This is a genomic window from Nocardia sp. FBN12 (assembly GCF_050320175.1).
Lineage (GTDB): Bacteria > Actinomycetota > Actinomycetes > Mycobacteriales > Mycobacteriaceae > Nocardia.
In genome coordinates, this window is sequence record NZ_CP190048.1 from 7,114,766 (window position 1) to 7,139,179 (window position 24,414).

Here is a 24,414-nt window from a genome sequence, read left to right on the forward strand (position 1 = left end):
GATCGCCTAGACGTGCCACGCACCAGCTGGCATGTCCCGGCGATGCTCGCGTTGGCGCTGGGTGGATTCGGGATCGGGACCACCGAGTTCGTGACCATGGGGTTGTTGCCCGATATCGCGCGGGACTTCGGTATCTCCGAGCCGTCGGCCGGGCATGCGGTGTCGGCGTACGCGCTGGGTGTGGTGGTCGGCGCGCCGCTGATCGCCGCGTTGTGCGCGCGGGTGGCGCGCAAGAAATTGCTGATCGTGTTGATGATCGCGTTCACCATCGGCAATATCGGGACCGTGCTCGCGCCGACCTTCGAGACGCTCGTGCTCGCCCGTTTCGTGTCCGGCCTGCCACACGGTGCGTACTTCGGTGTCGCCTCGCTGGCCGCCGCCACGCTCGCGCCCGTCGGGCAGCGGGCCAAGGCCGTGGCCGCGGTGATGCTCGGGCTCAGCGTGGCGAATGTGGTCGGTGTGCCGGGCGCGACCTGGCTCGGTCAGCACTTCGGCTGGCGTGACGCCTATGTGGTCGTCGCCGTGATCGGGATGGCGACGGTGGCCGCCCTGTGGCGCTACGTCCCCGCTCTGACCAGCATGAAGATCACCAACCCGATCACCGAACTCGGTGCGCTGCGCCGCCCGCAGGTGCTGCTCACCCTGGCCGTCGGCGCGATCGGCTTCGGCGGCATGTTCGCCGTCTACACCTACATCGCCACCACCATGACCGACGTGGCGGGCATGCCCATCGGCGCGGTGCCGATCGTGCTGGCCCTGTTCGGCCTCGGCATGATCGTGGGCAATATCGGCGGCGGCATCCTCGCCGACCGCGGCGTCGACCGCTCGATCTTCGTCGCCATGATCGCGATGGTCGTCATCCTCGCCGGCTTCGTCCTTGCCGCCCATAACCCCATCACCGCCTCGATCGGGGCCTTCCTCGTCGGAGCCTCCGGCGCGGCCCTGGCCCCCGGCCTGCAAACCCGCCTCATGGACGTAGCCGCCGACGCCCAAACCCTCGCCGCCGCCCTCAACCACGCCGCCTTGAACATGGCCAACGCCGCGGGCGCCTGGCTCGGCGGCCTCGTGATCGCCGCGGGCCTCGGCTACACCGCCCCGGCCATGGTCGGCGCTGTCCTCGCGGTCGCCGGTGTCCTCCTGTTCACCGTCACAGTCTGGCTCGCCCGTCGCGTTTCCCCCGCCACCCCGCAACCGAATTCGTGATCCCACCGCACCTGAATACGGTGCAGCGCATGCCGAGCTACCTACACGAAGGTTTGCTTGATCTTTTCCGCACGGAGGTCTCCCTGGCGCCGACACTGCTGGTCGAGGAGTTCGACGTACCACTGCAGGCCGCGGCCCAGATGCGTGCCGAGCCGTGTGACTTCACCGACATGGGCCCCAAGGAATATCGCGGGGACCTGGCGCTGAGTACGCATGACGATCGCGATCAGCCCATTCTCGGTGTGTGCGTCGAGGTGCAGCTGAGCAAGAAGGATGACCGGCGATGGAAGTGGCCGGTCTACGTGGCGACTTTGCGATCCCGGTTGGGCTGCCCAGCCGTTCTGCTCGTTGTGACGCCGAGCAGGCAGGTCGCGGAATGGGCGGCGAAGCCGATCGAACTGGGCCCCTGCGGTTCGGTGATACACCCGTTGGTTCTCGGTCCGGATCGCTTTCCGCTGGTGACCGATCCCGACGAGGCTCGCCGTTGTCCGGAACGGGCAACACTGTCAGCGATCGCGCACGGGGCGGGCCCCCACATGGATGACGTCCTACCCGCTTTCCTGGCCGGGCTGATGAAAATCGACGACGAACGTGTGAAAATGTATCTGGACCTGGTCGACGACGCGTTGACCCTCGCGGCTAGCCGACGTTTGGAGGAACTGATGAAGAGCACTCCCGAATACCGCGGCCGCATTGCTACCAAGTACGTAGCCAAGGGTCGTGAAGAAGGGCGCGCTGAGCAAGCTGCTCGTGCGGTGCTCACGGTGCTGACCGCTCGTGGACTCGAGTTGTCGGCGGCACAGCGCACTCAGCTCGCCGCCTGCACCGACCTCAGCCAACTCGACGCGTGGTTGACCCAGGCCGTAACCGCCACTCGCACCGACGAACTCTTCGTCTGACGCACCTCCCAGGCCCCGGCCAGCGCGCGGCCTGACTACTAAATGGTAGTCACGTTGTGCGACTACCAAAAGGTAGTCATGTATCGTGACTACTAAATGGTAGTCGGGAGGTGGCATGGCGTATACGGGCAAAGTGTCCGGCGCGGAATCGCTCGGCCGAATCCTGCAGCAGGCACGGCTGCTGAACGGGTTGAGTCAGCGCGAGCTCGCTGAGCGACTCGGCACGTCCCAGCGCTACATCTGGGAGATCGAATCGGGCAAACCGTCGATCTACACCGACCGGCTGTTCGCCATGATGCGGGAAACGGGGATGGAACTCACCGCCACGATCGAGCCGAAGAGCGATCGTGGCTGACCTCGTCGTCGAGTTGTACGGCACTCGCGTCGGAACGATTGTCGGCACTTGGCGGAACTTCGACTTCATCGCAGATGCGGCGGCGGTCGACAAGTTCGGGATCGACGCCACGATCTTGTCGATGTCGATCCCTTTGGCGGCGATCGCGACCCGTTCGCGAAAAGATCGGCGGCAGAATTTCTTTCGAGAACTTCTCCCCGAGGGGCGAATGCTCGCCCGGATGGCGAGTTCCGCACCGAAATACGGGAGTTCGATGGCGTCGCGGCCCTGGTGATCGAGCGGTACGACCGAGCACCCGATGCCCCCGCCTGCCGCATTCATCAGGAGGACTTCAGTCAGGTGCTCGGCGCGGGCGGGGACCAGAAGTACCAGAAATTCGGTGGCAAGGTCAGCGCGGCGCGCATCGCCGGAGTCCTTTCAGCGGTCGGCGACCGCGCGGCAGTGGCGCAGTTGCTGCGTATGACGACGCTCGCCGTCGCCGTCGGCAACCTGGATATGCACGCGAAGAACATCTCACTGCTGCACCACCCCGACGGGTCGATCAGTCTCGCGCCCGCCTACGACGTCGTTCCCCAAGTGCACCAGCCCAACGACGGAGAAATGGCGCTGGCGGTCGACCGGGAGTACCGCCATCGCGCGATCACCCGCACACATCTGATCGCCGAGGGGAAGGTCTGGGGGCTGTCCGACGCCGCCGACGTTGTCGATGACACCCTCGCGACCGTGCTGGACCTGGCAGCCACCGAATCGCCGCACCCACGCGCGCATCCCGGAGTGGCCGCCGATGTCACCCGTTTCGCCACCAACCTCGTGGCCGGACGTGGTGCGGGCGAAGATGGCTGACGGATCGGGGACGTACCCGGACAGGTGATGGTGATCGCTATCGCCGTGTGGAGGGTGGGTTCGGGTTGGCCAGGCCACTCGCCGGGCGGGCCCAGCCGACGCTGAGTTGGACGGCGCGTTGCCAGCGTTCGTATTCTTCGTCGCGGATTCGGCGGTCGGGGGCGGGGTTCCATTGGGCGGCTACCTTCCAATTGCGGCGTAGGCCTTGGAGATCGGGCCAGTAGCCGACGGCCAGGCCTGCCGCGTAGGCGGCGCCGAGGGAGACTGTTTCGGTGACCAGCGGGCGCATCACTGGGGTGTCGAGGACGTCGGCGATTATCTGCATGAGCAGGTTGTTGGCGGCCATGCCGCCTGCTACGCGCAGGGATTTCGCTTCCAGGCCCGCGTCGGCGTTCATGGCTTCGACCACGTCGCGGGTCTGCCAGGCGGTGGCCTCGAGGACGGCGCGGGCCAGGTGGCCTTTGGTGACGTAGGAGGTCAGGCCGATGAGCAGGCCGCGGGCGTCGCTGCGCCAGTGGGGGGCGTAGAGGCCGGAGAAGGCGGGGACGAGGTAGCAGCCGCCGTTGTCGTCGACTGTGCTTGCGAGAGTCTCGATTTCGGGGGCGGTGGCGATCAGGCCGACGATGTCGCGTAGCCATTGGACCAGGGAGCCGGTGACCGCGATCGGGCCTTCCAGCGCGTAGACCGGTTCGGGGCCGACCTGGTAGCCGATGGTGGTGAGCAGGCCGTGTTCGGAGCGGATCAGTTCGGTGCCGGTGTTCATCATGAGGAAGCCACCGGTGCCATAGGTGCACTCGGTTTCACCTGGGGCGAAGCAGGTTTGGCCGAAGAGAGCCGCGTGCTGGTCGCCGAGGGCGGCGCCGATCCGCACACCGGGGACGACGGTGCGCGCGGTGCCGAAATCGCCGGTCGACGGTTCGATGCGGGGAAGCATGGCGGGCGGAATATCGAAGAACCGCAACAGTTCCGCGTCCCACTGGCGGGAGGCGAGATTCATCAGCAGGGTGCGACCCGCGTTGGTGACGTCGGTGACGTGCTCGCCGGTCAGGTTCCAGATGAGCCAGGATTCCATGGTGCCGAAGAGGACGTCGCCGCGTTCTGCCCTGGCGCGAAGGCCCTCGACATTGTCGAGCAGCCAGCGCAGGCGAGGTGCGGCGAAGTAGGTGGCCAAGGGCAGGCCGCTCAGTTCCGTAATACGTTGAGCACCAGGCATTTCCTTCAAGCGATCGACCAGTTCCTCGGTCCGCACGTCCTGCCAGACGATCGCCAGGCGCACCGGGATCCCCGTGTGCCGATCCCACACGACGGTGGTCTCGCGCTGATTGGCGATCCCGATCGCGGCCACCTGTTCGACGGTGATCCCGGCATCGCGCAGCGCCGCGGGCACGATCCGCTCCACCGTCCGCCAGATCTCGAGCGCATCCTGCTCCACCCACCCCGACCTGGGGTAATGCTGACGATGGGTCCGTTGCGCCATCCCCACCAGCCGCGCGTGCTGGTCGAAGACGATGCAGCGGCTCGAGGTGGTGCCCTGGTCGATGGCGAGCACGAAACGTTGGGTCATCGGCAGCTGCTCTCGTCGGCGCGTATCTTCGTGACGTCCCAGATCATCGCGCCGCCGTCAGATCACGGTGCACGGCGAGGGCGGCGGCGCGCACCTGCTCGATCGCGGCAGGTCGCACATGTAATCGGTTGTCGCACAGCCGATCTGTCGGCCCGGTGATGCCGATCGCAGCGACGACGAGGCCACCTCTGGCTCGAATCGGCGCGGCGATCCCCGCTTCGCCCGAGTGGTACTCCTCGACTTCGTCTGCCCAGCCCCGCCGTCGCACCTCGGTGATCGCACGGTCGAGCCGGTCGCGTTCGGTGATCGTCCGCCGGGTGAATCCCTGGAGCGCACCGACTTTCGCCGCGGCGTCGTAGGCGAGCAGCACCTTGCCGAGTGCGGTCGCATGGGCGGGCAGTACCTCGCCGACTGCCAGGGACTGCTCGCTGTTGTCGGGCCGAAAGACGTGATGGATCACCGTGATCCCGGTATCCCGCGCCACCGCGATCCGTACCGATTCCCCGGCGCGCGAGGCGAGCGCGTCGGCCCGATGGATCGCGCGCGAGCGCAACTCGTTCACATCGAGCCGATCGGTCCCGAGTTCGCCGATCGCCGGTCCGAGCAGGTACTTGCCGGTGCGCGCGTCCTGGCCGACGAACCCGACCCCGAGCAGCGTCCGCAGGATGCCGTGCGCGGTGGGTTTGGCCAGGTCGAGCGCGGTAGCGATCTCGCCGACACCCAGCGGCCCCGACCCGCGCGCGAGCAGGCGCAGCACGGCGGCGGCGCGTTCGATCGACTGGATCGGGCCAGGCATGGGCCCGAACCTACCACCGTTCAGCATTGTCGAACGGTGTGTGTGGTGTACGCACCCGCGCGTTCCTAGCGTGGGTTTCGGGCACGGGTGCCCGATCGGCGGACTCGACGACGAGGTCCGGGAAGGCGAGAAAATGAACCGGTACGTGGGCGCGATCGACCAGGGCACGACATCGACGCGATTCATGGTTTTCGACCACAGCGGCACCGTGGTCGCCCGCCACCAGCTCGAACACTCGCAGATCATGCCGCGCCCCGGCTGGGTCGAACACAATCCGGACGAGATCTGGGAACGTACCCGCACTGTCGTCAAGACCGCCCTCTCGCTCGCCGATCTCACGGCCGACGACCTCGCCGCCATCGGCGTCACCAACCAGCGCGAGACCACCGTGGTGTGGAATCGCCGCACCGGCCGCCCCTACGGCAACGCCATCGTCTGGCAGGACACCCGCACCGACCGCATCATCGCCGACCTCGACGACGCGGGCCACAGCGCACAAATCCGCGAGAAGACCGGCCTGCCGCCCGCGCCGTACTTCTCCGGCGGCAAGCTGAAGTGGATCCTGGACAACATCGCGGGCGTGCGCGCCGATGCCGAGCGCGGTGACGCGCTGTTCGGCACCCTCGACAGCTGGCTGATCTGGAACCTCACCGGCGGCGTACACGTCACCGACCCCACCAATGCCTCGCGCACCATGCTGATGGACCTCGAAACCCTGGACTGGGACAACGAGCTGCTCGCGATCTTCGGCATCCCGCGCGCCATGCTGCCCACCATCGCCCCGTCGGCGAACCCGGAACTGTTCGGAACGACGAAACCCGACGGCCCGTTCAAGGGCTCGGTGCCGATCGCGGGCGTGCTCGGCGACCAGCAGGCCGCAGGTGTCGGGCAGGTGTGCTTTCGGCCCGGCGAGGCCAAGAACACCTATGGCACAGGCAATTTCCTGATGCTCAACACCGGCACGGAGATCGTGCGCTCGAACCACGGCCTGATCACCACCGTCGCCTACCAGTTCGGCGACGACAAGCCCGCCTACGCGCTGGAGGGTTCGATCGCGGTCACCGGCTCCGCGGTGCAGTGGTTGCGCGACCAGATGGGCATCATCGCAGGCGCGGCGCAGATCGAGGATCTCGCCGGTCAGGTCGAGGATTCCGGTGGCGTGTACTTCGTGCCCGCCTTCTCCGGCCTGTTCGCGCCGTACTGGCGACCCGATGCGCGCGGCGCGGTCGTCGGCCTCTCGCGCTACAGCAACAACGCCCACTTGGCCAGGGCCACCCTGGAATCCATCGCCTACCAGACCCGCGACGTGGTCGAGGCCATGCAGCGCGACGCCGGTGTGCGCCTGGCGACGTTGCGGGTGGACGGCGGCGTCACCGTGAACCAGCTGGCCATGCAGATCCAGGCCGACCTGCTCGGCGTCCCCGTCTCCCGGCCGGTCGTCGCCGAAACCACCGCACTCGGTGCCGCCTACGCCGCCGGACTGGCCGTCGGCTTCTGGCGCGGCACCGACGAACTGCTCGACAACTGGTCCGAAGACGTCCGCTGGCATCCGACCTGGTCCGACGAGCAACGCGAAAAGGGCTATCGCCGCTGGCTCAAAGCCGTCGAGCGAACCCTCGACTGGGCCGAAATCTGAGTCACCCCAATACTTTCGAGAAGGAGATCATCGTGTCTGTGCAACTGGACCCCACCTACCGTGAGCAGGCCGTCGGCTCGCTCGATACCGCCGAAGTCGATGTCCTGGTCATCGGTGGTGGCGTGACCGGCGCCGGTGCCGCGCTCGACGCCGCCGCACGCGGCCTGTCCGTAACCCTGGTCGAGGCACGCGATTTCGCCGCTGGTACCTCGAGCCGCTCGTCCAAGCTCATCCACGGCGGTCTGCGTTACCTGGAGCAGATGGATTTCGCGCTGGTGCGCGAGGCTCTCAAAGAGCGTGGGCTGCTGCTGAATACGCTCGCCCCGCACCTGGTGCGCCCGGTGCCGTTCCTGTTCCCGCTGCAGCACCGGGTGTGGGAGCGCGCCTACATCGGCGCGGGCATCGCCCTCTACGACACCCTCGGCGGCGCGCGCACGGTTCCGATGCACAAGCACCTGAGCCGTTCGGGCGCACTGGAACTCGCGCCCGCACTGCGTGATGACGCGATGACCGGCGCCATCCGCTACTACGACGCGCAGGTCGACGACGCCCGCCACACGATGATGATCGCCAGGACCGCCGCCGAGCACGGTGCGACAGTACTGACCCGCACCAAGGTGATCGGGCTGGTGCGCGACGGCGAGAAGGTCGTCGGCGCGCGGGTCGAAGACCTGGAAACCGGTCGCGCACACACGATTCGGGCCCGCACGGTGATCAGCGCGACCGGCGTGTGGACCGACGACATGATCAAGATGACCGGCGTCGACTTCCCGTTCCACGTCCAGATGTCGAAGGGCGTGCACATCCTCGTGCCGCGCGACCGGCTGAACCTGCACACCGGGATGATCATGCGCACCGAGAAGTCGGTCCTGTTCGTGATCCCGTGGGCCGAACACTGGATCATCGGCACCACCGACACCGCGTGGGCACTCGACAAGAACCACCCCACGGCCACCGCCGCCGACGTGCAATACATCCTCGATCACGTCAATTCACTGCTGCGCGAGCCGCTGACCAGGGCGGACATCGTCGGCACCTACGCGGGCCTTCGCCCGCTGATGACCGGCGCCACGAAGGAAACCGCGAAGCTGTCCCGCGAACACGCCGTCGCCGAACCCGCACCGGGCCTGTTCGTGATCGCCGGCGGCAAGTACACGACCTACCGGGTGATGGCCGCCGATGTCGTCGACGCCGCCGTCGCGCGCCTCGGTGGTGATATCCCCGCCTCGTCGACCGCGCAGTTGCCCATCGTCGGCGCGGACGGCTATTTCGACCTGCTCGCCGAAGTGAACACCCTGGCGGCTTCGCAGCGACTGCCCGTCGACGTGGTGGCACACCTGCTCGGCCGCTACGGTTCGCTGAGCACCGATATCTTCGGCCTCGTCGCCGCTGACCCCGCACTGCGCCACCCGATTCCGGGCGCCTCGGAGTACATCGCCGCCGAGATCGTCTACGCCGTCACGCACGAGGGCGCCCTGCACCTCGACGACATCCTCACCCGCCGCACCCGCATCTCCATCGAGGTCCCCGACCGCGGCCTCGCCGCCGCACCGGAGGTCGCCCGGCTGATCGCGCCCCTGCTCGGCTGGAACGAGGAGACCACCGACACCGAGATCAATCGCTACTACGACCGCGTGCACGCCGAACTCGCGGCCAACGAGGCGAGCGACGACGAAGCCGCCAACACGGCCAGGCTGGTCGCGGCCCGCTGACCGATTGCGCCCGGCCGTCAGCGGAGCCGAACCGCGCGAACCGCCGCGGCGTCGTAGACCGGGCCGCCGCGCGTGGTTAGCGTGAGCGCATGGAATTGCGAAACACCCCACGACGAACCGCGACGCGCTCGTGAGCCGGGGCACCATCCTGATCACCGGCGCCAGCTCCGGGCTCGGCGCTGAGATGGCGCGCCAGTTCGCCACTCTGGGCTATGACCTCGGCCTGTGCGCGCGCCGCACCGAGCGGCTCGACGAATTGCGCGCCGAGATCCTCGCCGAACACCCTGATCGCGTTGTCTCGGTCAAGCGACTCGATGTCACCGACGACGCCGCGGTGTTCACCGTCTTCGACGAGTTCGCCGAGGAATTCGGCGCCATCGACCGTGTGATCGTCAATGCGGGCCTCGGAAAGGGCGCCCCACTCGGCACGGGCCATCACAAGGCCAACCGCGAGACGGCAGTGGTGAATTTCCTTGCCGCTCTCGCGCAGAGCGAAGCCGCGTTGACGATCTTCCGCGCGCAGGGGCGCGGCCACCTGGTGATGATCTCCTCGATCTCCGGCCTGCGCGGCATGCCCAAGACGCTCACCACCTACGCGGCCACCAAAGCGGGCGTCGCCGCGCTGGCCGAAGGCGTTCGGGCGGAAGCGATTCCGGGCGTCGACGTCTCGGTGATCTACCCCGGCTACATCCGCTCGGAGATGAACGACCGCGTCAAGCATCAGCCGAAGTTCATGGTGGACACCGAAACCGGCGTCCGTGCCATGGTCGCCGCGATCGAGAAGCGTCGCGCCAATGCCTACGTTCCCGGTTGGCCGTGGGTGCCGCTGGGTTTCGCGCTGCGGATACTGCCGCTGTCGGTGGTCCGCAAAATGATCTGAAACCAGCCCCGAACGCCCCGACCTCGAGGAGGGGCCGCCGCGCAGCGGCGGTTCGCGGCCGTCCCGTCGATCAGGTGCCGTTGCGTAGGCGACGAAGGAGCAAGCAACGGTGCCTGATCGACGGGACACAAGGGGCCGCGAACTCGAGCGCGCCAGCGCTCCAATACTACTGACGGGGCAGCAGGTGCTTTCCGTCCTTGTCCGTGGACAGCGCCAGCGAGCTGATGTACTGGATCTCGCCCTCGGGACCGGGCACCGCCGAGGCGATCATGTCCGGGCGCTCGAATTCCAGGCCGGTGACGTGGCAGGGCAGCAGATCGGCGGCGGGGTTGCCGTGCTCGTCGAACATCGGGACGTCGATGCCGTCGTCGGTGCGACGCAGGTAGTACTTGCCCTTCGTGGCGATCGCGGTGAGCGGCGTCGCGATGAAGGCGACCAGCACCGCGACCAGCGGTGAGTACGGCTTCAGCAGCTCACCGAACAGACCGAAGAAGGTCATGATCGACAGCACCGCCGACAGCCCGAAGCCGACCAGGCCGACCGGGTTGAAGTCGTAGAGCATGCCGCGCCGGAACTCCGGCACCTTCGGCGAGATCTTGAGCAGGTACTTGTTCACCGCGATATCGGTGGCCACGGTGACGATCCAGGCGATGCCGCAGTTGGCGTAGAAGCCGAGGATGCTGTTGAGGAAGTCGAACATGTTCGCTTCCATCAGGATCAGCGCGACCACCAGGTTCACCACCAGGAACACCAGGCGTCCCGGGTAGGTCTTGGTGACGCGGGTGTAGGAGTTGGTCCAGGCCAGCGAGCCGGAGTAGGCGTTGGTCACGTTGATCTTGACCTGGCTGATGACCACCAGCACCACGGCCAGCGTCATGGCCAGCCAGCCCGGCACCATGTCCTTGTAGATCTCCAGGAACTGGTGCACCGGCTGGTTCGCGATGCCCTGCGCAGCGGGCAGATTCGCGATCAGGTACACCGCGAGGAACAGGCCGACGACCTGCTTGGCCGCACCGAACAGCACCCAGCCGGGACCGGCGAGCAGCATCCAGCCCCACCACTTGGCCCGGTTCTCCGGGGTGCGGGGCGGCATGAAGCGCAGGTAATCGATCTGCTCGGCGATCTGGGCGATCAGCGACAGGCACACACCGGCGGCCAGCAGCGCGCCGGACACACTCACGCCCTGGCCGTCCTTACCGCCGTAGGCGAAGAACGAGCCGACCGAATCGGGGTGGTTGAGCAGCAGGAACCCGAACGGCGCCACCATCAGCAGCAGCCACAGGGGAGTGGTCCACACCTGCAGTTTGGCCAGGGTGTTCATCCCGTAGATGACCAGCGGGAAGATGATGATCGTGGAGGCCAGATAGCCCAGCCACAAGGGAATTCCGAGGCCCAATAACAGGCCCTGGGCCATGATCGACCCTTCGAGCGCGAAGAAGATGAAAGTGAACGACGCGAACACGATATTGGTGATCACGGAACCGTAGTAGCCGAATCCGCTACCGCGCGTGATCAGGTCGAGATCGATGTTGTAGCGCGCCGCGTAATAAGCGAGCGGAAATCCGGTGAGCATCACCACCACGGCGAAGATACCGATGCCGATCAGGGCGTTTCCGGTGCCGTGCGCGATGCCGATATTCGCGCCGATCGCGAAATCGGCCAGGTAGGCGATGCCGCCGAGGGCGGAAATGCCGACGACCGCGGGGCTCCATTTGCGGTAGCTCCGCGGGGCGAAACGCAGCGTGTAGTCCTCGAGTGTTTCTTTGGCGGCGGTATCCGCTCCAGCCATTTCCGTCTCTCCTTCATCCGCTGCCGCCCGTAACCGGCGACTCACAGACGGTCCTGCATAGATGTAGACATGAATTTTCCTTTCCGTTACGCCGCTGTTACGCAGCCCGATGGTGACCGGGGTCACCGAAACGGCCCCGCAAAAACAAGCACGCGTGTATGTTTTTGAACGGAAGGCGAGCGTCAGGAGACGAGAGTGTTCGAATGGTCCGAGACCGATCTGATGATCCGCGACGCCGTACGGGCGTTCATCGACAAGGAGGTCCGGCCGAATCTGGACGCGCTCGACAGCGGTGAGATGCTGCCGTACCCCGTCCTGCGAAAGCTGTTCAGCCAGTTCGGGATCGACGCGATGGGCGAGGACGCCGTCGCGAAGATGCTCGCCAAGGAGGCGGGCGGATCCGAGAAGAAATCTCCCAGCCCGTTCGGTGATCAGCAGTCGATGATGGCGGTGCTGATCAGCGAATTGTCCGGTGTCTGCATGGGTTTGGTTTCCGCGCTCGGTGTGAGCATCGGGCTGGGTGCCACCACGATCATGTCGCGCGGCACGCTGGCGCAGAAGCAGCGCTGGCTGGCCGACATCGTCACCCTGCGCAAGGTGGCGTCCTGGGCGATCACCGAACCCGATTCCGGCTCGGATGCGTTCGGCGGCATGCAGACTCGCGTCGAGCGCGACGGCGAGGACTACATCCTCAACGGTCAGAAGACCTTCATCACCAACGGCCCGTGCGCCGACGTGATGATCGTCTACGCCAAGCTCGACGAGCGTGACGGCGTCGACAAGCGCGACCGCAAGGTGCTCACCTTCGTGCTCGACAAGGGCATGGAAGGCCTCACCCAGGGCAAACCGTTCAAGAAGATGGGCCTGCACTCCTCACCGACCGGCGAGTTGTTCTTCGACAACGTGCGGCTCGGCAAGGATCGCTTGCTCGGTGAGACCGAGGAGCACCAGGGCGGCGACGGAAGAGAAAGCGCCAGAGCGAGTTTCACCGCCGAGCGGATCGGCGTCGGGTTCATGGCACTGGGCGTGATCGACGAATGTCACCGGCTCTGTGTCGATTACGCGCGCAACCGCACGCTGTGGGGTCAGGAGATCGGGCGCTTCCAGCTGATCCAGCTCAAGCTGGCCAAGATGGAAGTGGCACGAATCAATGTGCAGAACATGGTGTTCAACGTGCTCGAGCGGGCTCGCGCGGGTAAGCCGCCGAGCCTGGCCGAGGCGTCGGCGATGAAGCTGTACTGCTCCGAGGCCGCGACCGAGGTGGCGATGGAGGCGGTGCAGCTGTTCGGCGGCAACGGGTACATGAGCGAGTACCGGGTCGAGCAGCTGGCTCGTGACGCGAAGTCGCTGATGATCTACGCGGGCAGCAACGAGATCCAGGTGACCCACATCGCCAAGGGTCTGCTCGGCAAGTAGTACTACCGCCGACCCCGGCCGCGAACAGTGTTGTCGCGGTCGGGGTTTCGCGTGCTCACACCGCGCGCAGATGCCCGCGGCTGGCGTAGATGTGCTCGGCGATCAGGGTGGCGATCCGATCCGGTGCCTCCAGCATCGGCACGTGCCCCACCCCGTGCACCAGGATGCGATCCGCTGACTCGGGCAGTTCGCGCAGGTAGCGGGTGGCGTACACGCTGTTGGGGATGATCCGGTCGTACTCGGCGAGCAGCATCCGGATCGGCGTGCTCAGCTCGCCCAGATCGTCCATGCCCGGCGCGCGCAGGCTGCCGAGGATCAGCGGGAGCATCGCGTCGCAGTGCAGGACCGCGGTGAGCGTGGTCGCGATCTCCCGGCGGGCGACGGCGCTGGTGCGCTTGGTGATCAGCATCGCGGCCGCCTGTTGGACGATCACGTTGTTGACCGCCAGCTCGCCCAGCAGCTTGCCGACTTCGATGAACGGGATCAGCGAGGCGAACTTGAGCCCGATCCTGACCTGGCTCAGCGACGGCGAAGCCCAGCCGCCCGCCGCGGCGATCGTGGTGAGCGTGCGTGCCCGGCCGCGTCGCGCCAGCTCCAGCCCCACCCAGCCGCCGAGCGAATTGCCCGCGATGTGGCAGGTGCGCCAGCCGAGCTCGTCGAGCTGATCTTCGATCTGATCCGCGAGCGCGTACACATCCAGGGCCCAGCCCTCGACCTTCGGACCACCCCAGTGCCCGGCGAACGCGGGCGCGTACACCTCACAGTTCGCCGACATCCGCTGCGCGACCTGTTCCCAGCAGTGTGGCGACAGCAGGAACCCGTGCAACAGCAGGACCGGGTCGCCGGACCCGATATGCAGCGCCGCGACGGGCGCTGGGCGGGCGGTGGACTTGGCGGTGCGTGACGTCATCGTCATCACCCCTTCCTGGACGACGGTGTCCGGGGGAGTATCCCTCCTGCATTGTACGGTCGTACGGTGCCGATAATCCTCTCCACTGTGAATGTCAACGGGGTTCGTGCCGCTTCGACCAAGGGCATGCTGGCCTGGTTGGCCGCGACCGAAGCCGACATCGTCTGCCTGCAGGAGACCAGGGCGACCGACGCGCAGACCGCGGCGGCGCTGGCCCCCGCGCTGGACGCCGGGTGGGTGCTCTCCCATGCCGAGCCGGAATCCAAGGGCCGCGCGGGCGTGGGAATCCTGTCGCGGCGCGCGCCCGATGCGGTCCGGATCGGCTTCGGCAGTACCGAGTTCGCGGACTCGGGCCGATACATCGAAGCCGATTTCGACGACATCACCGCGGCGAGCGTCTACGTGCACTCGGGGGAGGAGAACACCCCGAAGCAGGACGAGAAGTACCGGTTCATGGCCGAGTTCGGCGCCTACCTGAAGTCGCGCACCGGCGAGTTCGTGGTGAGCGGCGACTGGAACATCGCCCCCGCCGAGGTCGACCTCAAGAACTGGAAGGGCAACCAGAAGTCGGCCGGCTTCCTGCCCGAGGAACGCGCCTGGATCGCCGATCTGCTCGCCGCGGGCTACGTCGACGTGGTCCGCGCGCTGCATCCGGACGTCGCAGGGCCCTACAGCTGGTGGTCCTACCGCGGCCGCGCCTTCGACAACGACTCCGGGTGGCGCATCGACTACCAGCTGGCCCTCGGTGAGCTGACCGGTCGCGCCAAGCAGGCCGTCGTCGAACGCGCTGATGCCTACGACCAGCGCTGGTCCGACCACGCGCCCGTTACTGTCCAGTATCGATGAAACTCTCACGCAAGACTCTCAGCCTGCTCGGCGGACTCGTCCTTGTTCTGGCGGCCATCGGCCTCACCCTGTTCGGCGGTCGCGGTACCGACAGCACCACCACCGCGACCAGCACGAAGGCGGTCGCCGGGATCACCACGACGGTCGGTGCGCCGAAACCTGGTCCACCCGCCGGGAATTCGTCGGCCTCGCCGGTCACCAAGACCGCGGGTGTGCCCGATCGTGCCTACGCGACCCTCGTCGAAATCGATGCCGGTCGCTGGCCCGGCTCGGCCAACGCGCAGGGCACCAAAGGTGGCGAGCAGTTCATGAACCGGGGAACCAAACTGCCGCCCAAGGATTCGGCGGGCAAAGCGGTGAAGTACCAGGAATGGGATGTGAATCCCAAGCAGCCCAACCGTGGTCGTGACGCCGAACGCATCGTCACCGGCAGCGACGGCTCCGCCTGGTACACCGGCGACCACTACGACACCTTCACCGGGATGCGCTGATGACTCCGCGAATGACGCTGTCGCAGTTCCTTGCTCGGCCCGACGCCGAAGCACCGGCCGCCACCACGGCACCGGTGCTCGGCGCGTTGGCGGTGGATGCCAACCAGTTCAGCGGCGTCCGCTACGACGCCCCCGCCGACTACCGCGTCCGCGAACTGCGCGGCACCAAGATGCGCACCATGGCGGAACTGTTCGACGAATTCGCCGCGTCCTTCCAGTTCCCGTACTACTTCGGCGCGAACAAGGACGCCTTCGACGAATGCCTGCGCGACCTGGACGATTTCGTCGGCGACGCCCCCGGTTACGTGGTGGTGGTGCGCACCGCCGACGACCTGCTCGCCGCCGAACCCACCGAACGCGCCTGGTTCGACGCGACCATGCGTGATTGCGCCGCCTACTGGACCCGTCGCGATGTGGCCTTTCGTGTTGTCCTGCAAGGTGATCCGGAAACCTTCGGCGCGGTCGCACTGACCGATTGATCGACGCTGCCATCGGAATTGGTGGCTGCTCTCGCGTTGCCGACCCGCTTAGCGTTCTCGCCGAGTGGCCTCGGCGGCCGCCGAACGAGGGAGCACGATGAAGCGAGTACTGGTGGGCGCGAGCATACTTGCCGCTTGTGGCGATCGCCTGGTTGTCCAACGGCTCGTCGCAGCCGTGCGTCAGCCCCGCCCCGATGTGCTAGCGACGCCGGCGGCTCACCGACCAGGCCGCGCGTCCGTATTGTCCCTTTGGGTCGTTCGCGCGGCTAAGGTCTAGTGCTGGTGCGTCGAGGTCCGGCGGATCGGGATGGAGCTGCACCGTGCGTTTCGCGAAGTTGATGGGTCTGGCGACGGCGGGAGCGATCGGACTACTGCCGCTGGCTGTTCCGGCGTTCGCCGCCCCGACGGACTCCCAGTTCGCGCCGACCATGCTGGTACTCGACGCCTCTGGTTCGATGCTGGCCGCAGACCCCGGCGGCGGCACCAAGATGGACGCGGCGAAGACAGCGGTTCGCAGTTTCGTGCAGTCCGCGCCCACCGCGGCGAAGGTCGGGCTGTCGGTCTACGGCACGGGCACCGGCTCCACCGATGCGGAGAAGCTCGCGGGATGCCGTGATGTCTCGGTGCTGCAACCGGCGGAGACCATCGACAAGCCTGCGCTGACAACGGCTGTCGACAACATCACGCCGAGCGGCTTCACCCCGATCGGCACCGCGCTGCGCACCGCGGCGGCTGCCCTGCCGACCGAGGGGCCGCGTTCGATCGTGCTGGTCTCCGACGGCCTCGATACCTGCGCACCGCCCGATCCGTGCGAGGTCGCGCGCGAACTCAGCGGCCAAGGCGCCGAAATCGTCGTGCACGCCATCGGTTTCGGTGTCGACGACGCCTCCCGCGCCCAGCTAACCTGCATCGCGGAAACCACCGGCGGCACCTACAATGACGCCGCCGACGGCAAAGCTCTCGAACAGGTGCTGCCGCGCGTGAGCACCGATGCGCTGCGGGAATACGCGTCGGCGGGCACGCCCGTCGAAGGCGCCGACGGCTACCAGAGCGCACCGCTGGTCGTACCGGGGCAGTACCTCGACACCATCGGGCACAAGAAGCCGCGCTACTACGCCGTCGTCGTTCCAGAGGGCGCGACCGCCTACTTCAGCGGCACGGTGTCCTTTCCGCTCGGCGAGGATGCCGAGCGTGCCAACAACAGCTTGTACCTGCGCGTATTCGGTGCGGAAGGCAAGGACTGCAACGTCTTCGAACATGAGAGCGCCGTGCGATCCACCGATGGGGTGGCGCTCACGGTCAGCTCGACATGGACCGGCGCGACCGAAGCCGAAGACGGCACAGCGCGCACCGACAAATGCAAGGGCGGCGGTCGGTACTACTTCACCGTGGAATGGGCCGGTGTCGCAGACAGCGCGCCGCCGACATTGCCGCTGGAATTGAATGTCGCCGTCGAACCGGGCGTCACCGATGCGGGCCCGGTGGCCGAACCCGAACCGGTGCCGTTCACCGCGCCGAGCAGTCCGGTCGAACCGGTGACCGGCGGCGGCTCGTTCAACGTGGCCACCGCGCTCGACGGGCCCGGTGTCTACAGCGACACCTTGCAGCGCGGCGAGTTCGTCTTCTACAAGGTGAAAATCGACTGGGGCCAGGGATTGGCGTACCGGGTGCGGTTCCTCGAGAGCCCGGGTCGCGGCCTCGACAACGTCTCGCCGGTCACCACGACGCTGTACAGCCCGTACCGCAAGGAGATCGACAGCGAATTCTCGTCCTATAACGGTTCGCCGGACACCGTGCCGACCAACAAGGAAGCCTTGGCCATCCCCGAGGTCCGCTATCTCAACCGCGAATCCGCGGAGAAAGAGGTGTCGGAGAACGCGCTCGCCGGTTGGTACTACATCGCCGTGCAGGCGGCTCCGACCGTGCACGACCGCGGTGCCGTCCGTCCCGTGCCCATCGAGCTGGACCTGGCGGTGACCGGAACACCGGAGCCGGGCCCCACCTATCGGGCAGTGTCCGGGTCCACCGCGAGCCCCGCCGTGCCCGATACCGCACAGACCGCGGACGACAACTCCACGCCACTGCTCGGGATCGGCATCGCAGTCATCGCGTTCGTCGTCGTGTGCGGCGGCGTCATCGCGTTCGTCCTGCTGCGCAAGCGCGGTCGCCGATAGCGGCAGGCTCGGCGATGCCACCGGAATTGACGGCTCCCACCCCGCTATCTGCGGCGTTTATCGTTCTCACCGCGCGGCTGCGGAGGCCGCTGGTGAGGAGAACACGATGAAGCGAATCTTTGCGAGCGCGGGCATTGCCGCCGCGATCATGATGTCGGGCGCCGCGGTGGCCTCGGCCGATGCGATGACGGCGCCGGTAGCCGGGCCCGCGATCGGATCGTCCGACGGTGCGCTGATCGATGTGCTGTTGCGGCAGATCGGGCTCGGTTCGAGTCAGCCGTGCGACGGGGTCATGCTCGATACGTGCGTCCCCATCGGCGCCGCGAGCGCGCCGCAGGCGGTGCCGGTGGCCGACAGCGGATCGGCGCTGATGACACCGGAGGCCGTGTTGGGCATCAATCAGGCGCTCGCCTGGTTGTACAACGGCTCGTCGGAGCCATGCGTCAGCTTCGGCCCGAACTGCGCGTGGGAATGAGGCAGGCTGTCTGCCCGAGCTAGCGGTAGCGGTCGGCCAGGTCGTCGCCGAGTAGCACGAACACCTCGGTGATCTGGTCGACCAATTCCTCGCGTGTCATCGCGAGGTCGCCTGCCAACCAGGCGGTGAGCGTCTGGACCAGCCCGCCGACCAGGTAGAGGGCCCGGAAGTCGACGACCGCTTCCGGGGCCGTCGCACCGTAGAAACCGGTGCCCTCGGCCGCGACGAGTCGGGCGAACGCGCTCACCGTGCGGGCGGTGTGGGCCCGCAACTCCGGCGTCGCCGCGCTCGTGATGAGGGCCGCGCGGCCCTTGCGCGGGTCATCGGTCAGTACCGCGATACCCGCGCTGATCGCGGCGTGCGCCTGCCCGCGACTGTCCTTGACCGCGGCGGCGAGGGCGAGCGCGATGGCCGCGGTCAATTCCTCGGCAATCCGATCGAGGAGCGCCTCCAGCACCGCGTCCCGATTCGGAAAGCTCTCGTAGTAATACCGCTCGTTGAGGCCTGCGCGGGCGCACAGCCCGGCGACGGTGAGCTTGGTCTGCCCGTCGGAGGCGATAATGTCGAGCGCCGCGTCCAGCAGTGCGCCGCGCCGCTGTGTTTGCCGCTCCCGCGCCGAAACGCCACCGTATGTCCGCTGTGCTGCCACGGTTCCCATTGTGCGTGTCGCCGCCCTCCGGCAGTCATTTGGTAGAGGCTCTTGCCAGAATATCAATTCTGGGGGATTCTATTGCCAGATGCACTCGACGAGGAGACGCAGCATGGCCACCAGGCACCGTGAACCCGGGTATTTCGCCGACGATTCGATGATCAGGCGGGTGATGAGCAAGCGCGCGGTCGGTCTGACCTACGGCGTGCGGGCGTTGGTGATCGGCGCGGTGCATCCGCTGCTGTTCGTCGGCACCAGCGAACACACCGCCCATCGGGAGACCCCGTACACCCGGCTGGCTATCACCGGCGCCCTGTTCGAGGCGGTGTTCCTCGGCAGCAAGGCCGAGGCCGATCGCGCGCTGGCCTTCACCCGGCGCAAGCACGATGCGGTGGTCGGTACGCTGCCCGAAGACGCGGGCGCCCACCATCCGGCGGGCACCGCCTACGCGGCCCACGACCCGCACCTGATGTTCATGACCATGGCCTTCACCTTCGACTCGGCCGAGGCGATGTACGACCGCCTGGTCCGCGAACTCACCGCCACCGAGCGCGAAGACCTCTACCAGGACTACGTTCGCTGGGGCGAACTGTTCGGCATGCCACGTGACGCCGCGCCCGCCGACTATCCGGCCTTCCGCCGCTACTTCGACAACTACCTGAACTCGACCGAACTGTTCCTCACCGACGAGGCCGAACTGGTCGGTTCCTATCTCGCGGGCCACCGCAAGGCGTATCGACTGCGCCCACCTGCCGAACAGGTCGGCACCGCGCTCTATCTGCTGGTCCAGGGCAGCCTGCCGCCACGGATCCGGCAGATGTACGGCATCGAATGGGGGATTTCCGACGAGCTCGCCCATCGCGCGCTGTGCCGCAGCATCCGCACCGCCCATTTCGCCCCACCGCTGGCACCGCGGGTGCTGGCGGGCACCCTCGCCGGGCCGAGCGCCCCGTCCTACCAGCTACTGGCCCGTCGCGAACAGCGCATGGTGAAGACGGGCCACCCGAGCATGCCCGGTGTCGATCCGCGCAACTGGGTGCAGCGAAATACCGCTTGATGGGCATGGAAAGATTCGGGGTATGTCCAGTCCTGCCCCGGCCGCGACGGCCGAACGTAAGCAGCGGGTGCTGTCGGGCATCCAGCCCACCAGCGACTCCTTCCACCTCGGCAACTACCTGGGTGCGCTGCAGTACTGGGTGACGATGCAGGACGAGTACGACGCGCTGTACTTCATTCCGGATATGCACGCGATCACCGTCAGCCAGGATCCCAAGGCGCTGCGCGCGCGCACCAAATCCGCCGCCGCCCAGCTGCTCGCGCTCGGCATCGACCCCGCCAAGTCCACCCTGTTCGTGCAGAGTCAGGTGCCCGAGCACGCCGAGCTGTCCTGGGTGCTGAGCTGTATCACCGGTTTCGGTGAGGCGGGCCGGATGACCCAGTTCAAGGACAAGTCGGTCAAGCAGGGCGCCGACAACGCGACCGTCGGCCTGTTCACCTACCCCGTCCTGATGGCCGCCGACATCCTGCTCTACCGCCCGCATCAGGTACCGGTCGGTGAGGACCAGCGTCAGCACCTCGAGCTGACCCGAAACCTGGCCCAGCGCTTCAACACTCGCTACAAGAAGACCTTCGTCGTGCCAGAGCCGCACATCGTCAAGGGCACCGCGAAGATCTACGATCTGCAGGATCCGACGGCGAAGATGAGCAAGTCGGCCTCCAGCGACGCCGGGCTGATCAACCTCCTGGATGACCCGAAGATCACCGCCAAGCGGGTGCGTTCGGCGGTCACCGACACCGAACGCGAGATCCGCTACGACCCGGAGAACAAGGCGGGCGTGAGCAATCTGCTGGTGATCCTGAGCTCGCTGCGCGAAACCCCGATCGTCGACCTCGAGGTGAATTTCGAGGGCAAGGGCTACGGTGATCTCAAGGCCGAGGTGGCCGACGCGCTGGTCGAATTCGTGACGCCCGTGCAGAAGAAGGTGCAGGAGTATCTGTCCGATCAGGCAGAACTGGACCGGATCCTGGCCGCGGGTGCCGAGCGAGCGCGTGAGATCGCAGGCAACACACTTGCTCAGGTGTACGACCGGGTTGGTTTCCTCGCTCGCTGACCCGTTGCGCACCTGAGGTTTTCGCTGAAGGGGCGCGTGTCATGCAGTTGATCGACAACATCTCGGCAGCCGTCGAGAAGCAGATCGGGCGCAGGCCCTGGCTGGATCATCTGGTCAGGGCCGGCGGGCGGTTCCAGAAACAGCGCGGTGACTTCTATGCCGCGGGTATCACGTATTTCACTGTGCTGTCGCTGTTTCCGCTGCTGATGGTCGCGTTCTCGGTGGCCGGATTCATTCTGGCCGGACACCCGGACCTCCTGGCCGATCTGCAAGCCAAGGTCATCGAGAACATCCCGGGTTCGTTCGGCACCCAGATCAATGACCTCATCGACCAGGCCTTGAAGTCGCGCGGCACGGTCGGCGTCATCGGCCTGCTCGTCGGCTTCTACACCGGGCTCGGCTGGATCGCGAACCTGCGCGCGGCGCTGACCGAGCAGTGGGAGAGTCAGAGTCCCGAAAAGCCCTGGTGGCTAGCCAAACTGTCGGATATCGGTGCGTTGTTCGGCCTCGGTCTGGCCTTCGTCGTGTCGCTGGGGTTGTCGGCGATCGCCGCGAGCGGGCTGGGCAAGCGGGTGCTCGAACTGCTCGGGGCAGATCATCTGCTCGGGGCGTCGCTGGTCCTGCGGCTGGTGTCGATCGCGCTCGGGTTGCTCGCGTCGTGGGCGGTGTTCGCGTGGATGATCGCGCGCTTGCCACGCGAGCCGGTGTCCTTGCGCAGCGCGGCGCGGGCGGCGGTGCTCGGGGCGATCGCCTTCGAGATCTTCAAGATCATCGGTGCGATCTATCTGCGTGCGGTGCTGTCGAGCCCGGCTGGTGCGACGTTCGGGTCGATCATCGGTCTGATGGTGTTCACCTATATGACCTACCGAATCCTGCTGTTCGCGACGGCGTGGGCGGCGACGTCGTCGGACAACGAACGTGCTGCCACCGTCGCGCCGCCGGACGCTGTGGTCATCCGGCCGAGGGTGGTCGACCACGGGATGTCGACCGGGGCCGGCGCCGCCTACTTCGGGGCAGGAGCGGTCGCGGCGATCGCGTTGCTGGTGGTCGGCAAACGCAGGTAGCGCTAACGCTTAGGCGGCCGGTCGGCACGGCGGCCGAGATCGCTCAGCAAGGTGTCGAGGGAATCGATATCGTCCCAGCCGTTGACCGAGATCATGCCGTCCGCGCCGACCCGAACCTCGACCCGGTCTGGGAGAGTAGTGAATTCGAGTTCGCGGTAGCGGTCGGTGAGCGCGCGCAGCCCTTGGTTCGTCGAGCCGATCCAGGGACGTTGGTGGTCGATGAGGTCGGCGCGGTACGGACCGTCGGCGAGCAGGTCGGTGTGGGCGAGCAGTTCCGCGATATCGGGGCGCTCCAGGGCCCACTCCCGCAGGTCGGCGTAGTCGTAGCCGGTGAAGGTCATCACCGAGAGGTTGCGTGCCCGCGCCGCGGCCGCGACAACGGCCAGCGGTGCCGCCTGCTCGAACGGTTCCCCGCCGAGGAGAGTGATCCCCTGCACTCCCGCGTTCACCGCGTCGTCGAGCAATGCCCGCGACCAATCACGCACCGCGACAACGGAACCGCCCGCAGCGGCCCACAGGTGTGGATTGAAACAGCCGGGACAGCGAATGGCGCAGCCCTGCACCCAGATCGCCGTGCGGCGGCCCGGACCCTCCGCTTCGGTGACCGTGAGCACGCGCGCCAACCGCAGCGTCTCCGGCGACGTGGCCGCGGGGATCACAGGTCCAGCCTTCGGCCCATGCTCGGCGTGGCACGAGTCGGCGCCGCGTCGGCGAAGTCGAGGCGGTCGGTAATACGCACCAGCTCATGGGGTTTCAGCCCGGCGGCGGCCGCGAAATCGCGGACGTCGCGGAACCCGCCGCTGCGCTCCCTGGCCGCCAGGACCGCCGTCGCCGCGCCCGTGGACAGGCCCAACGTCGCCAGTTCAGGTGCTCCCGCGTTGTTGACGGCGACCCGTGTCGACGTCTTCGCCAGGACGGGCGGTGCCGACACCGGCGTCGGACGGGCGCTCGGTGGCACCGACACCGGCGGTTGCGGGGTACTCGTGGGTGGACCCCAGAACTGCCGTGGATCCACGCCGACCCAGTCCGGAGCGGCAGATCGGTCGGTCGCGCCGGGGTAGACAGGCACCAACGGCTGCCGTTGTTCGGTCTGCGCCAGCTTGTGCAGGTAGTGCGGGCGCGCGAGCAGCGCATGGGTGATTCCGGCGAGCCACACCGCGATCAGCAGTCCCGCGCCCCAATCGGAGTAGGCCTGCTGGGTGGCGGTCGGCGGCGTCGCTCCCGCGGCTACTTCGGACTCGGTCGGACCGGACATGCCCATCAGCACGATGGCGCCGACTATGCCGATCAGATAGACGACCGCGCTGATCGTCCAGATACGGGTCTTGGTCCGCGCCCCGATGAAGAGAAAACTCGTCCAGGTGAGCAGGCCGCAGGCGAAGGCAGGCAGCACCCACAGGCTGTGGGTGATCCGCCAATTCCGGGTGCCGGGTAGGGGGCCGGTCACCAGTGGCCGTCCAGGCGATCCGGCTGTGGCTCGACGGCCTGGGGCCGCACGGTCGCGGATTCCGAGCGCCACCAATCCTGGGTGTAGTCGCTGTCGACGGTCATGGCGTCGAGCATGTCCTCCAGCGCGTGCACATACGGGAGGCATTCCTGGCCGAGGGCGTCGTGGGTAACGGCGGCGACCGTGCCGTCCGGCCCGACGGTCAGCGTGATGCGAACAGGGTTGGCGCTCATCGGTTCACCTCCAGCACGACCGTCACGGACGCGTCGTTGTTCGCCGTTTCCGAGACCAAGGTCATCCCGGCCCGTGGCGCACGCTCGCGCACCTTGTGCAGGACCTCGGCCTGCACGCGGCGCCCATAGGCCGCGTCGACGGTCATGATCGAGGCGATACACCGCTGCTCGTCGGCGGTACCGGTGAAGTGGGCCTGCCAGATGCCGTCGCCGTCGCGGCTCAGCTGTGCTGCCAGCTCCGCCCATTCGACATCGATCGAGTCGGGGCCGGTGGCGGTGACCCGGCCGCCGGTGTCGCCGAGGGCGAGCACGAGCAGTCGTGGGTCGCGAAGCCGAGTCGATACCGTGCAGGTGGTGGCAGCCGGCGAGCTGTGCGTAGCTGCCGCCTTCGCGACAGCGCCGATCGCGATCGGCAACAGGATCAGGGATACGCTCATGCCCG

General features: G+C 67.1%; 26 protein-coding genes. 17 read left to right on the top strand and 9 right to left on the bottom strand.

Annotated elements, in window-relative coordinates:
* Nucleotides 1-42: 42 nt before the first annotated feature.
* The 5 genes from ACQHI0_RS33395 to ACQHI0_RS33415 all read left to right on the top strand — a co-directional run bounded on the left by ACQHI0_RS33395 (nt 43) and on the right by ACQHI0_RS33415 (nt 3,300).
* Complete coding sequence (locus ACQHI0_RS33395; protein ID WP_427909380.1) at nt 43-1,203, top strand: MFS transporter; 1,161 nt, start codon at nt 43-45, stop codon at nt 1,201-1,203.
* A gap of 29 nt (nt 1,204-1,232) precedes the next feature.
* On the top strand, nt 1,233-2,102 hold the full coding sequence (locus ACQHI0_RS33400) for a hypothetical protein (RefSeq protein WP_427905661.1): 870 nt from the start codon (nt 1,233-1,235) through the stop codon (nt 2,100-2,102).
* A gap of 115 nt (nt 2,103-2,217) precedes the next feature.
* Complete coding sequence (locus ACQHI0_RS33405; RefSeq protein ID WP_427905662.1) at nt 2,218-2,457, top strand: helix-turn-helix domain-containing protein; 240 nt, start codon at nt 2,218-2,220, stop codon at nt 2,455-2,457.
* Nucleotides 2,450-2,731 carry a HipA N-terminal domain-containing protein gene (locus tag ACQHI0_RS33410; protein ID WP_427905663.1) on the top strand — a complete coding sequence of 94 codons (282 nt, stop codon included), beginning with the start codon at nt 2,450-2,452 and terminating at the stop codon, nt 2,729-2,731. Before ACQHI0_RS33405 ends, ACQHI0_RS33410 begins: the two co-directional genes overlap by 8 nt.
* Entirely contained in the window at nt 2,728-3,300 is a 573-nt protein-coding gene (locus ACQHI0_RS33415) for a type II toxin-antitoxin system HipA family toxin (RefSeq protein WP_427905664.1), read from the top strand. Before ACQHI0_RS33410 ends, ACQHI0_RS33415 begins: the two co-directional genes overlap by 4 nt.
* Before the next feature lie 37 nt (nt 3,301-3,337).
* Here the strand turns inward: ACQHI0_RS33415 and glpK (ACQHI0_RS33420) are convergent, their stop codons facing one another.
* Nucleotides 3,338-4,864 carry a glycerol kinase GlpK gene (gene glpK / locus ACQHI0_RS33420; RefSeq protein WP_427905665.1) on the bottom strand — a complete coding sequence of 509 codons (1,527 nt, stop codon included), beginning with the start codon at nt 4,862-4,864 and terminating at the stop codon, nt 3,338-3,340.
* Nucleotides 4,865-4,907: 43 nt separating this feature from the next.
* Nucleotides 4,908-5,660, bottom strand: coding sequence for an IclR family transcriptional regulator (locus ACQHI0_RS33425; RefSeq protein WP_427905666.1), 753 nt, complete (start codon nt 5,658-5,660; stop codon nt 4,908-4,910).
* Between the two features lie 133 nt (nt 5,661-5,793).
* Between ACQHI0_RS33425 and glpK (ACQHI0_RS33430) the strand changes: the two genes are divergently transcribed.
* The 3 genes from glpK (ACQHI0_RS33430) to ACQHI0_RS33440 all read left to right on the top strand — a co-directional run bounded on the left by glpK (ACQHI0_RS33430) (nt 5,794) and on the right by ACQHI0_RS33440 (nt 9,888).
* Nucleotides 5,794-7,296: a glycerol kinase GlpK gene (gene glpK / locus ACQHI0_RS33430; RefSeq protein ID WP_427905667.1), complete on the top strand. Its 1,503-nt coding sequence runs from the start codon at nt 5,794-5,796 to the stop codon at nt 7,294-7,296.
* 32 nt (nt 7,297-7,328) lie between these two features.
* Entirely contained in the window at nt 7,329-9,008 is a 1,680-nt protein-coding gene (glpD, locus tag ACQHI0_RS33435) for a glycerol-3-phosphate dehydrogenase (protein ID WP_427905668.1), read from the top strand.
* A 130-nt stretch (nt 9,009-9,138) separates the two neighbouring features.
* Nucleotides 9,139-9,888 carry an SDR family oxidoreductase gene (locus ACQHI0_RS33440; RefSeq protein ID WP_427905669.1) on the top strand — a complete coding sequence of 250 codons (750 nt, stop codon included), beginning with the start codon at nt 9,139-9,141 and terminating at the stop codon, nt 9,886-9,888.
* A 166-nt stretch (nt 9,889-10,054) separates the two neighbouring features.
* Here the strand turns inward: ACQHI0_RS33440 and ACQHI0_RS33445 are convergent, their stop codons facing one another.
* Complete coding sequence (locus tag ACQHI0_RS33445) at nt 10,055-11,677, bottom strand: purine-cytosine permease family protein (RefSeq protein WP_427905670.1); 1,623 nt, start codon at nt 11,675-11,677, stop codon at nt 10,055-10,057.
* A gap of 195 nt (nt 11,678-11,872) precedes the next feature.
* Here ACQHI0_RS33445 and ACQHI0_RS33450 point away from each other — a divergent pair, with 195 nt between their 5' ends.
* Entirely contained in the window at nt 11,873-13,093 is a 1,221-nt protein-coding gene (locus tag ACQHI0_RS33450) for an acyl-CoA dehydrogenase family protein (RefSeq protein ID WP_427905671.1), read from the top strand.
* Nucleotides 13,094-13,148: 55 nt separating this feature from the next.
* Here the strand turns inward: ACQHI0_RS33450 and ACQHI0_RS33455 are convergent, their stop codons facing one another.
* Nucleotides 13,149-14,003, bottom strand: coding sequence for an alpha/beta fold hydrolase (locus tag ACQHI0_RS33455; RefSeq protein ID WP_427905672.1), 855 nt, complete (start codon nt 14,001-14,003; stop codon nt 13,149-13,151).
* A 66-nt stretch (nt 14,004-14,069) separates the two neighbouring features.
* Between ACQHI0_RS33455 and ACQHI0_RS33460 the strand changes: the two genes are divergently transcribed.
* The 5 genes from ACQHI0_RS33460 to ACQHI0_RS33480 all read left to right on the top strand — a co-directional run bounded on the left by ACQHI0_RS33460 (nt 14,070) and on the right by ACQHI0_RS33480 (nt 18,468).
* Complete coding sequence (locus ACQHI0_RS33460; RefSeq protein WP_427905673.1) at nt 14,070-14,849, top strand: exodeoxyribonuclease III; 780 nt, start codon at nt 14,070-14,072, stop codon at nt 14,847-14,849.
* A complete protein-coding gene (locus tag ACQHI0_RS33465) occupies nt 14,846-15,340 on the top strand; it encodes a ribonuclease domain-containing protein (protein WP_427905674.1) in 495 nt (164 codons plus the stop codon). Before ACQHI0_RS33460 ends, ACQHI0_RS33465 begins: the two co-directional genes overlap by 4 nt.
* On the top strand, nt 15,340-15,819 hold the full coding sequence (locus tag ACQHI0_RS33470; protein WP_427905675.1) for a barstar family protein: 480 nt from the start codon (nt 15,340-15,342) through the stop codon (nt 15,817-15,819). Before ACQHI0_RS33465 ends, ACQHI0_RS33470 begins: the two co-directional genes overlap by 1 nt.
* A 320-nt stretch (nt 15,820-16,139) precedes the next feature.
* Nucleotides 16,140-17,993 (top strand): vWA domain-containing protein, encoded by a 1,854-nt coding sequence (locus ACQHI0_RS33475; RefSeq protein WP_427905676.1) that lies wholly within the window; start codon nt 16,140-16,142, stop codon nt 17,991-17,993.
* Between the two features lie 106 nt (nt 17,994-18,099).
* On the top strand, nt 18,100-18,468 hold the full coding sequence (locus ACQHI0_RS33480; protein ID WP_427905677.1) for a hypothetical protein: 369 nt from the start codon (nt 18,100-18,102) through the stop codon (nt 18,466-18,468).
* A gap of 19 nt (nt 18,469-18,487) precedes the next feature.
* Here the strand turns inward: ACQHI0_RS33480 and ACQHI0_RS33485 are convergent, their stop codons facing one another.
* Nucleotides 18,488-19,126, bottom strand: a complete 639-nt coding sequence (locus ACQHI0_RS33485) for a TetR/AcrR family transcriptional regulator (RefSeq protein ID WP_427905678.1) — start codon at nt 19,124-19,126, stop codon at nt 18,488-18,490.
* A 103-nt stretch (nt 19,127-19,229) separates the two neighbouring features.
* Here ACQHI0_RS33485 and ACQHI0_RS33490 point away from each other — a divergent pair, with 103 nt between their 5' ends.
* Genes ACQHI0_RS33490 through yhjD form a run of 3 tightly spaced genes read left to right on the top strand, consistent with a single transcriptional unit; the run spans nt 19,230 to nt 22,292 of the window.
* Nucleotides 19,230-20,174, top strand: a complete 945-nt coding sequence (locus ACQHI0_RS33490) for an oxygenase MpaB family protein (protein WP_427905679.1) — start codon at nt 19,230-19,232, stop codon at nt 20,172-20,174.
* Nucleotides 20,175-20,196: 22 nt separating this feature from the next.
* Complete coding sequence (gene trpS / locus ACQHI0_RS33495) at nt 20,197-21,228, top strand: tryptophan--tRNA ligase (protein ID WP_427905680.1); 1,032 nt, start codon at nt 20,197-20,199, stop codon at nt 21,226-21,228.
* Nucleotides 21,229-21,269: 41 nt separating this feature from the next.
* Nucleotides 21,270-22,292, top strand: coding sequence for an inner membrane protein YhjD (gene yhjD, locus ACQHI0_RS33500; protein WP_427905681.1), 1,023 nt, complete (start codon nt 21,270-21,272; stop codon nt 22,290-22,292).
* A gap of 2 nt (nt 22,293-22,294) precedes the next feature.
* Here yhjD and ACQHI0_RS33505 read toward each other — a convergent pair whose 3' ends face one another.
* The 4 genes from ACQHI0_RS33505 to ACQHI0_RS33520 are packed head-to-tail and all read right to left on the bottom strand — an operon-like array spanning nt 22,295 to nt 24,409.
* Nucleotides 22,295-22,951 carry a 4Fe-4S single cluster domain-containing protein gene (locus ACQHI0_RS33505; protein WP_427905682.1) on the bottom strand — a complete coding sequence of 219 codons (657 nt, stop codon included), beginning with the start codon at nt 22,949-22,951 and terminating at the stop codon, nt 22,295-22,297.
* The gene (locus ACQHI0_RS33510; protein WP_427905683.1) at nt 22,948-23,739 is read right to left on the bottom strand and encodes a ComEA family DNA-binding protein; all 792 of its coding nucleotides are present in this window, start codon (nt 23,737-23,739) and stop codon (nt 22,948-22,950) included. Before ACQHI0_RS33510 ends, ACQHI0_RS33505 begins: the two co-directional genes overlap by 4 nt.
* Nucleotides 23,736-23,972, bottom strand: coding sequence for a DUF2997 domain-containing protein (locus ACQHI0_RS33515; protein WP_427905684.1), 237 nt, complete (start codon nt 23,970-23,972; stop codon nt 23,736-23,738). The genes ACQHI0_RS33510 and ACQHI0_RS33515 overlap by 4 nt, the downstream gene beginning before the upstream one ends.
* The gene (locus ACQHI0_RS33520) at nt 23,969-24,409 is read right to left on the bottom strand and encodes a hypothetical protein (RefSeq protein WP_427905685.1); all 441 of its coding nucleotides are present in this window, start codon (nt 24,407-24,409) and stop codon (nt 23,969-23,971) included. Before ACQHI0_RS33520 ends, ACQHI0_RS33515 begins: the two co-directional genes overlap by 4 nt.
* Nucleotides 24,410-24,414: the final 5 nt, after the last annotated feature.

Coding starts and splice junctions, on each gene's coding strand:
- ACQHI0_RS33395 (WP_427909380.1), top strand. CDS start 43: ATGCTCGCGTTGGCGCTGGGTGGATTCGGGATCGGGACCACCGAGTTC.
- ACQHI0_RS33400 (WP_427905661.1), top strand. CDS start 1,233: ATGCCGAGCTACCTACACGAAGGTTTGCTTGATCTTTTCCGCACGGAG.
- ACQHI0_RS33405 (WP_427905662.1), top strand. CDS start 2,218: ATGGCGTATACGGGCAAAGTGTCCGGCGCGGAATCGCTCGGCCGAATC.
- glpK (WP_427905665.1), bottom strand. CDS start 4,864: ATGACCCAACGTTTCGTGCTCGCCATCGACCAGGGCACCACCTCGAGC.
- ACQHI0_RS33425 (WP_427905666.1), bottom strand. CDS start 5,660: ATGCCTGGCCCGATCCAGTCGATCGAACGCGCCGCCGCCGTGCTGCGC.
- glpK (WP_427905667.1), top strand. CDS start 5,794: ATGAACCGGTACGTGGGCGCGATCGACCAGGGCACGACATCGACGCGA.
- ACQHI0_RS33445 (WP_427905670.1), bottom strand. CDS start 11,677: ATGGCTGGAGCGGATACCGCCGCCAAAGAAACACTCGAGGACTACACG.
- ACQHI0_RS33455 (WP_427905672.1), bottom strand. CDS start 14,003: ATGACGTCACGCACCGCCAAGTCCACCGCCCGCCCAGCGCCCGTCGCG.
- ACQHI0_RS33465 (WP_427905674.1), top strand. CDS start 14,846: ATGAAACTCTCACGCAAGACTCTCAGCCTGCTCGGCGGACTCGTCCTT.
- ACQHI0_RS33470 (WP_427905675.1), top strand. CDS start 15,340: ATGACTCCGCGAATGACGCTGTCGCAGTTCCTTGCTCGGCCCGACGCC.
- ACQHI0_RS33480 (WP_427905677.1), top strand. CDS start 18,100: ATGAAGCGAATCTTTGCGAGCGCGGGCATTGCCGCCGCGATCATGATG.
- ACQHI0_RS33485 (WP_427905678.1), bottom strand. CDS start 19,126: ATGGGAACCGTGGCAGCACAGCGGACATACGGTGGCGTTTCGGCGCGG.
- ACQHI0_RS33490 (WP_427905679.1), top strand. CDS start 19,230: ATGGCCACCAGGCACCGTGAACCCGGGTATTTCGCCGACGATTCGATG.
- trpS (WP_427905680.1), top strand. CDS start 20,197: ATGTCCAGTCCTGCCCCGGCCGCGACGGCCGAACGTAAGCAGCGGGTG.
- yhjD (WP_427905681.1), top strand. CDS start 21,270: ATGCAGTTGATCGACAACATCTCGGCAGCCGTCGAGAAGCAGATCGGG.
- ACQHI0_RS33515 (WP_427905684.1), bottom strand. CDS start 23,972: ATGAGCGCCAACCCTGTTCGCATCACGCTGACCGTCGGGCCGGACGGC.
- ACQHI0_RS33520 (WP_427905685.1), bottom strand. CDS start 24,409: ATGAGCGTATCCCTGATCCTGTTGCCGATCGCGATCGGCGCTGTCGCG.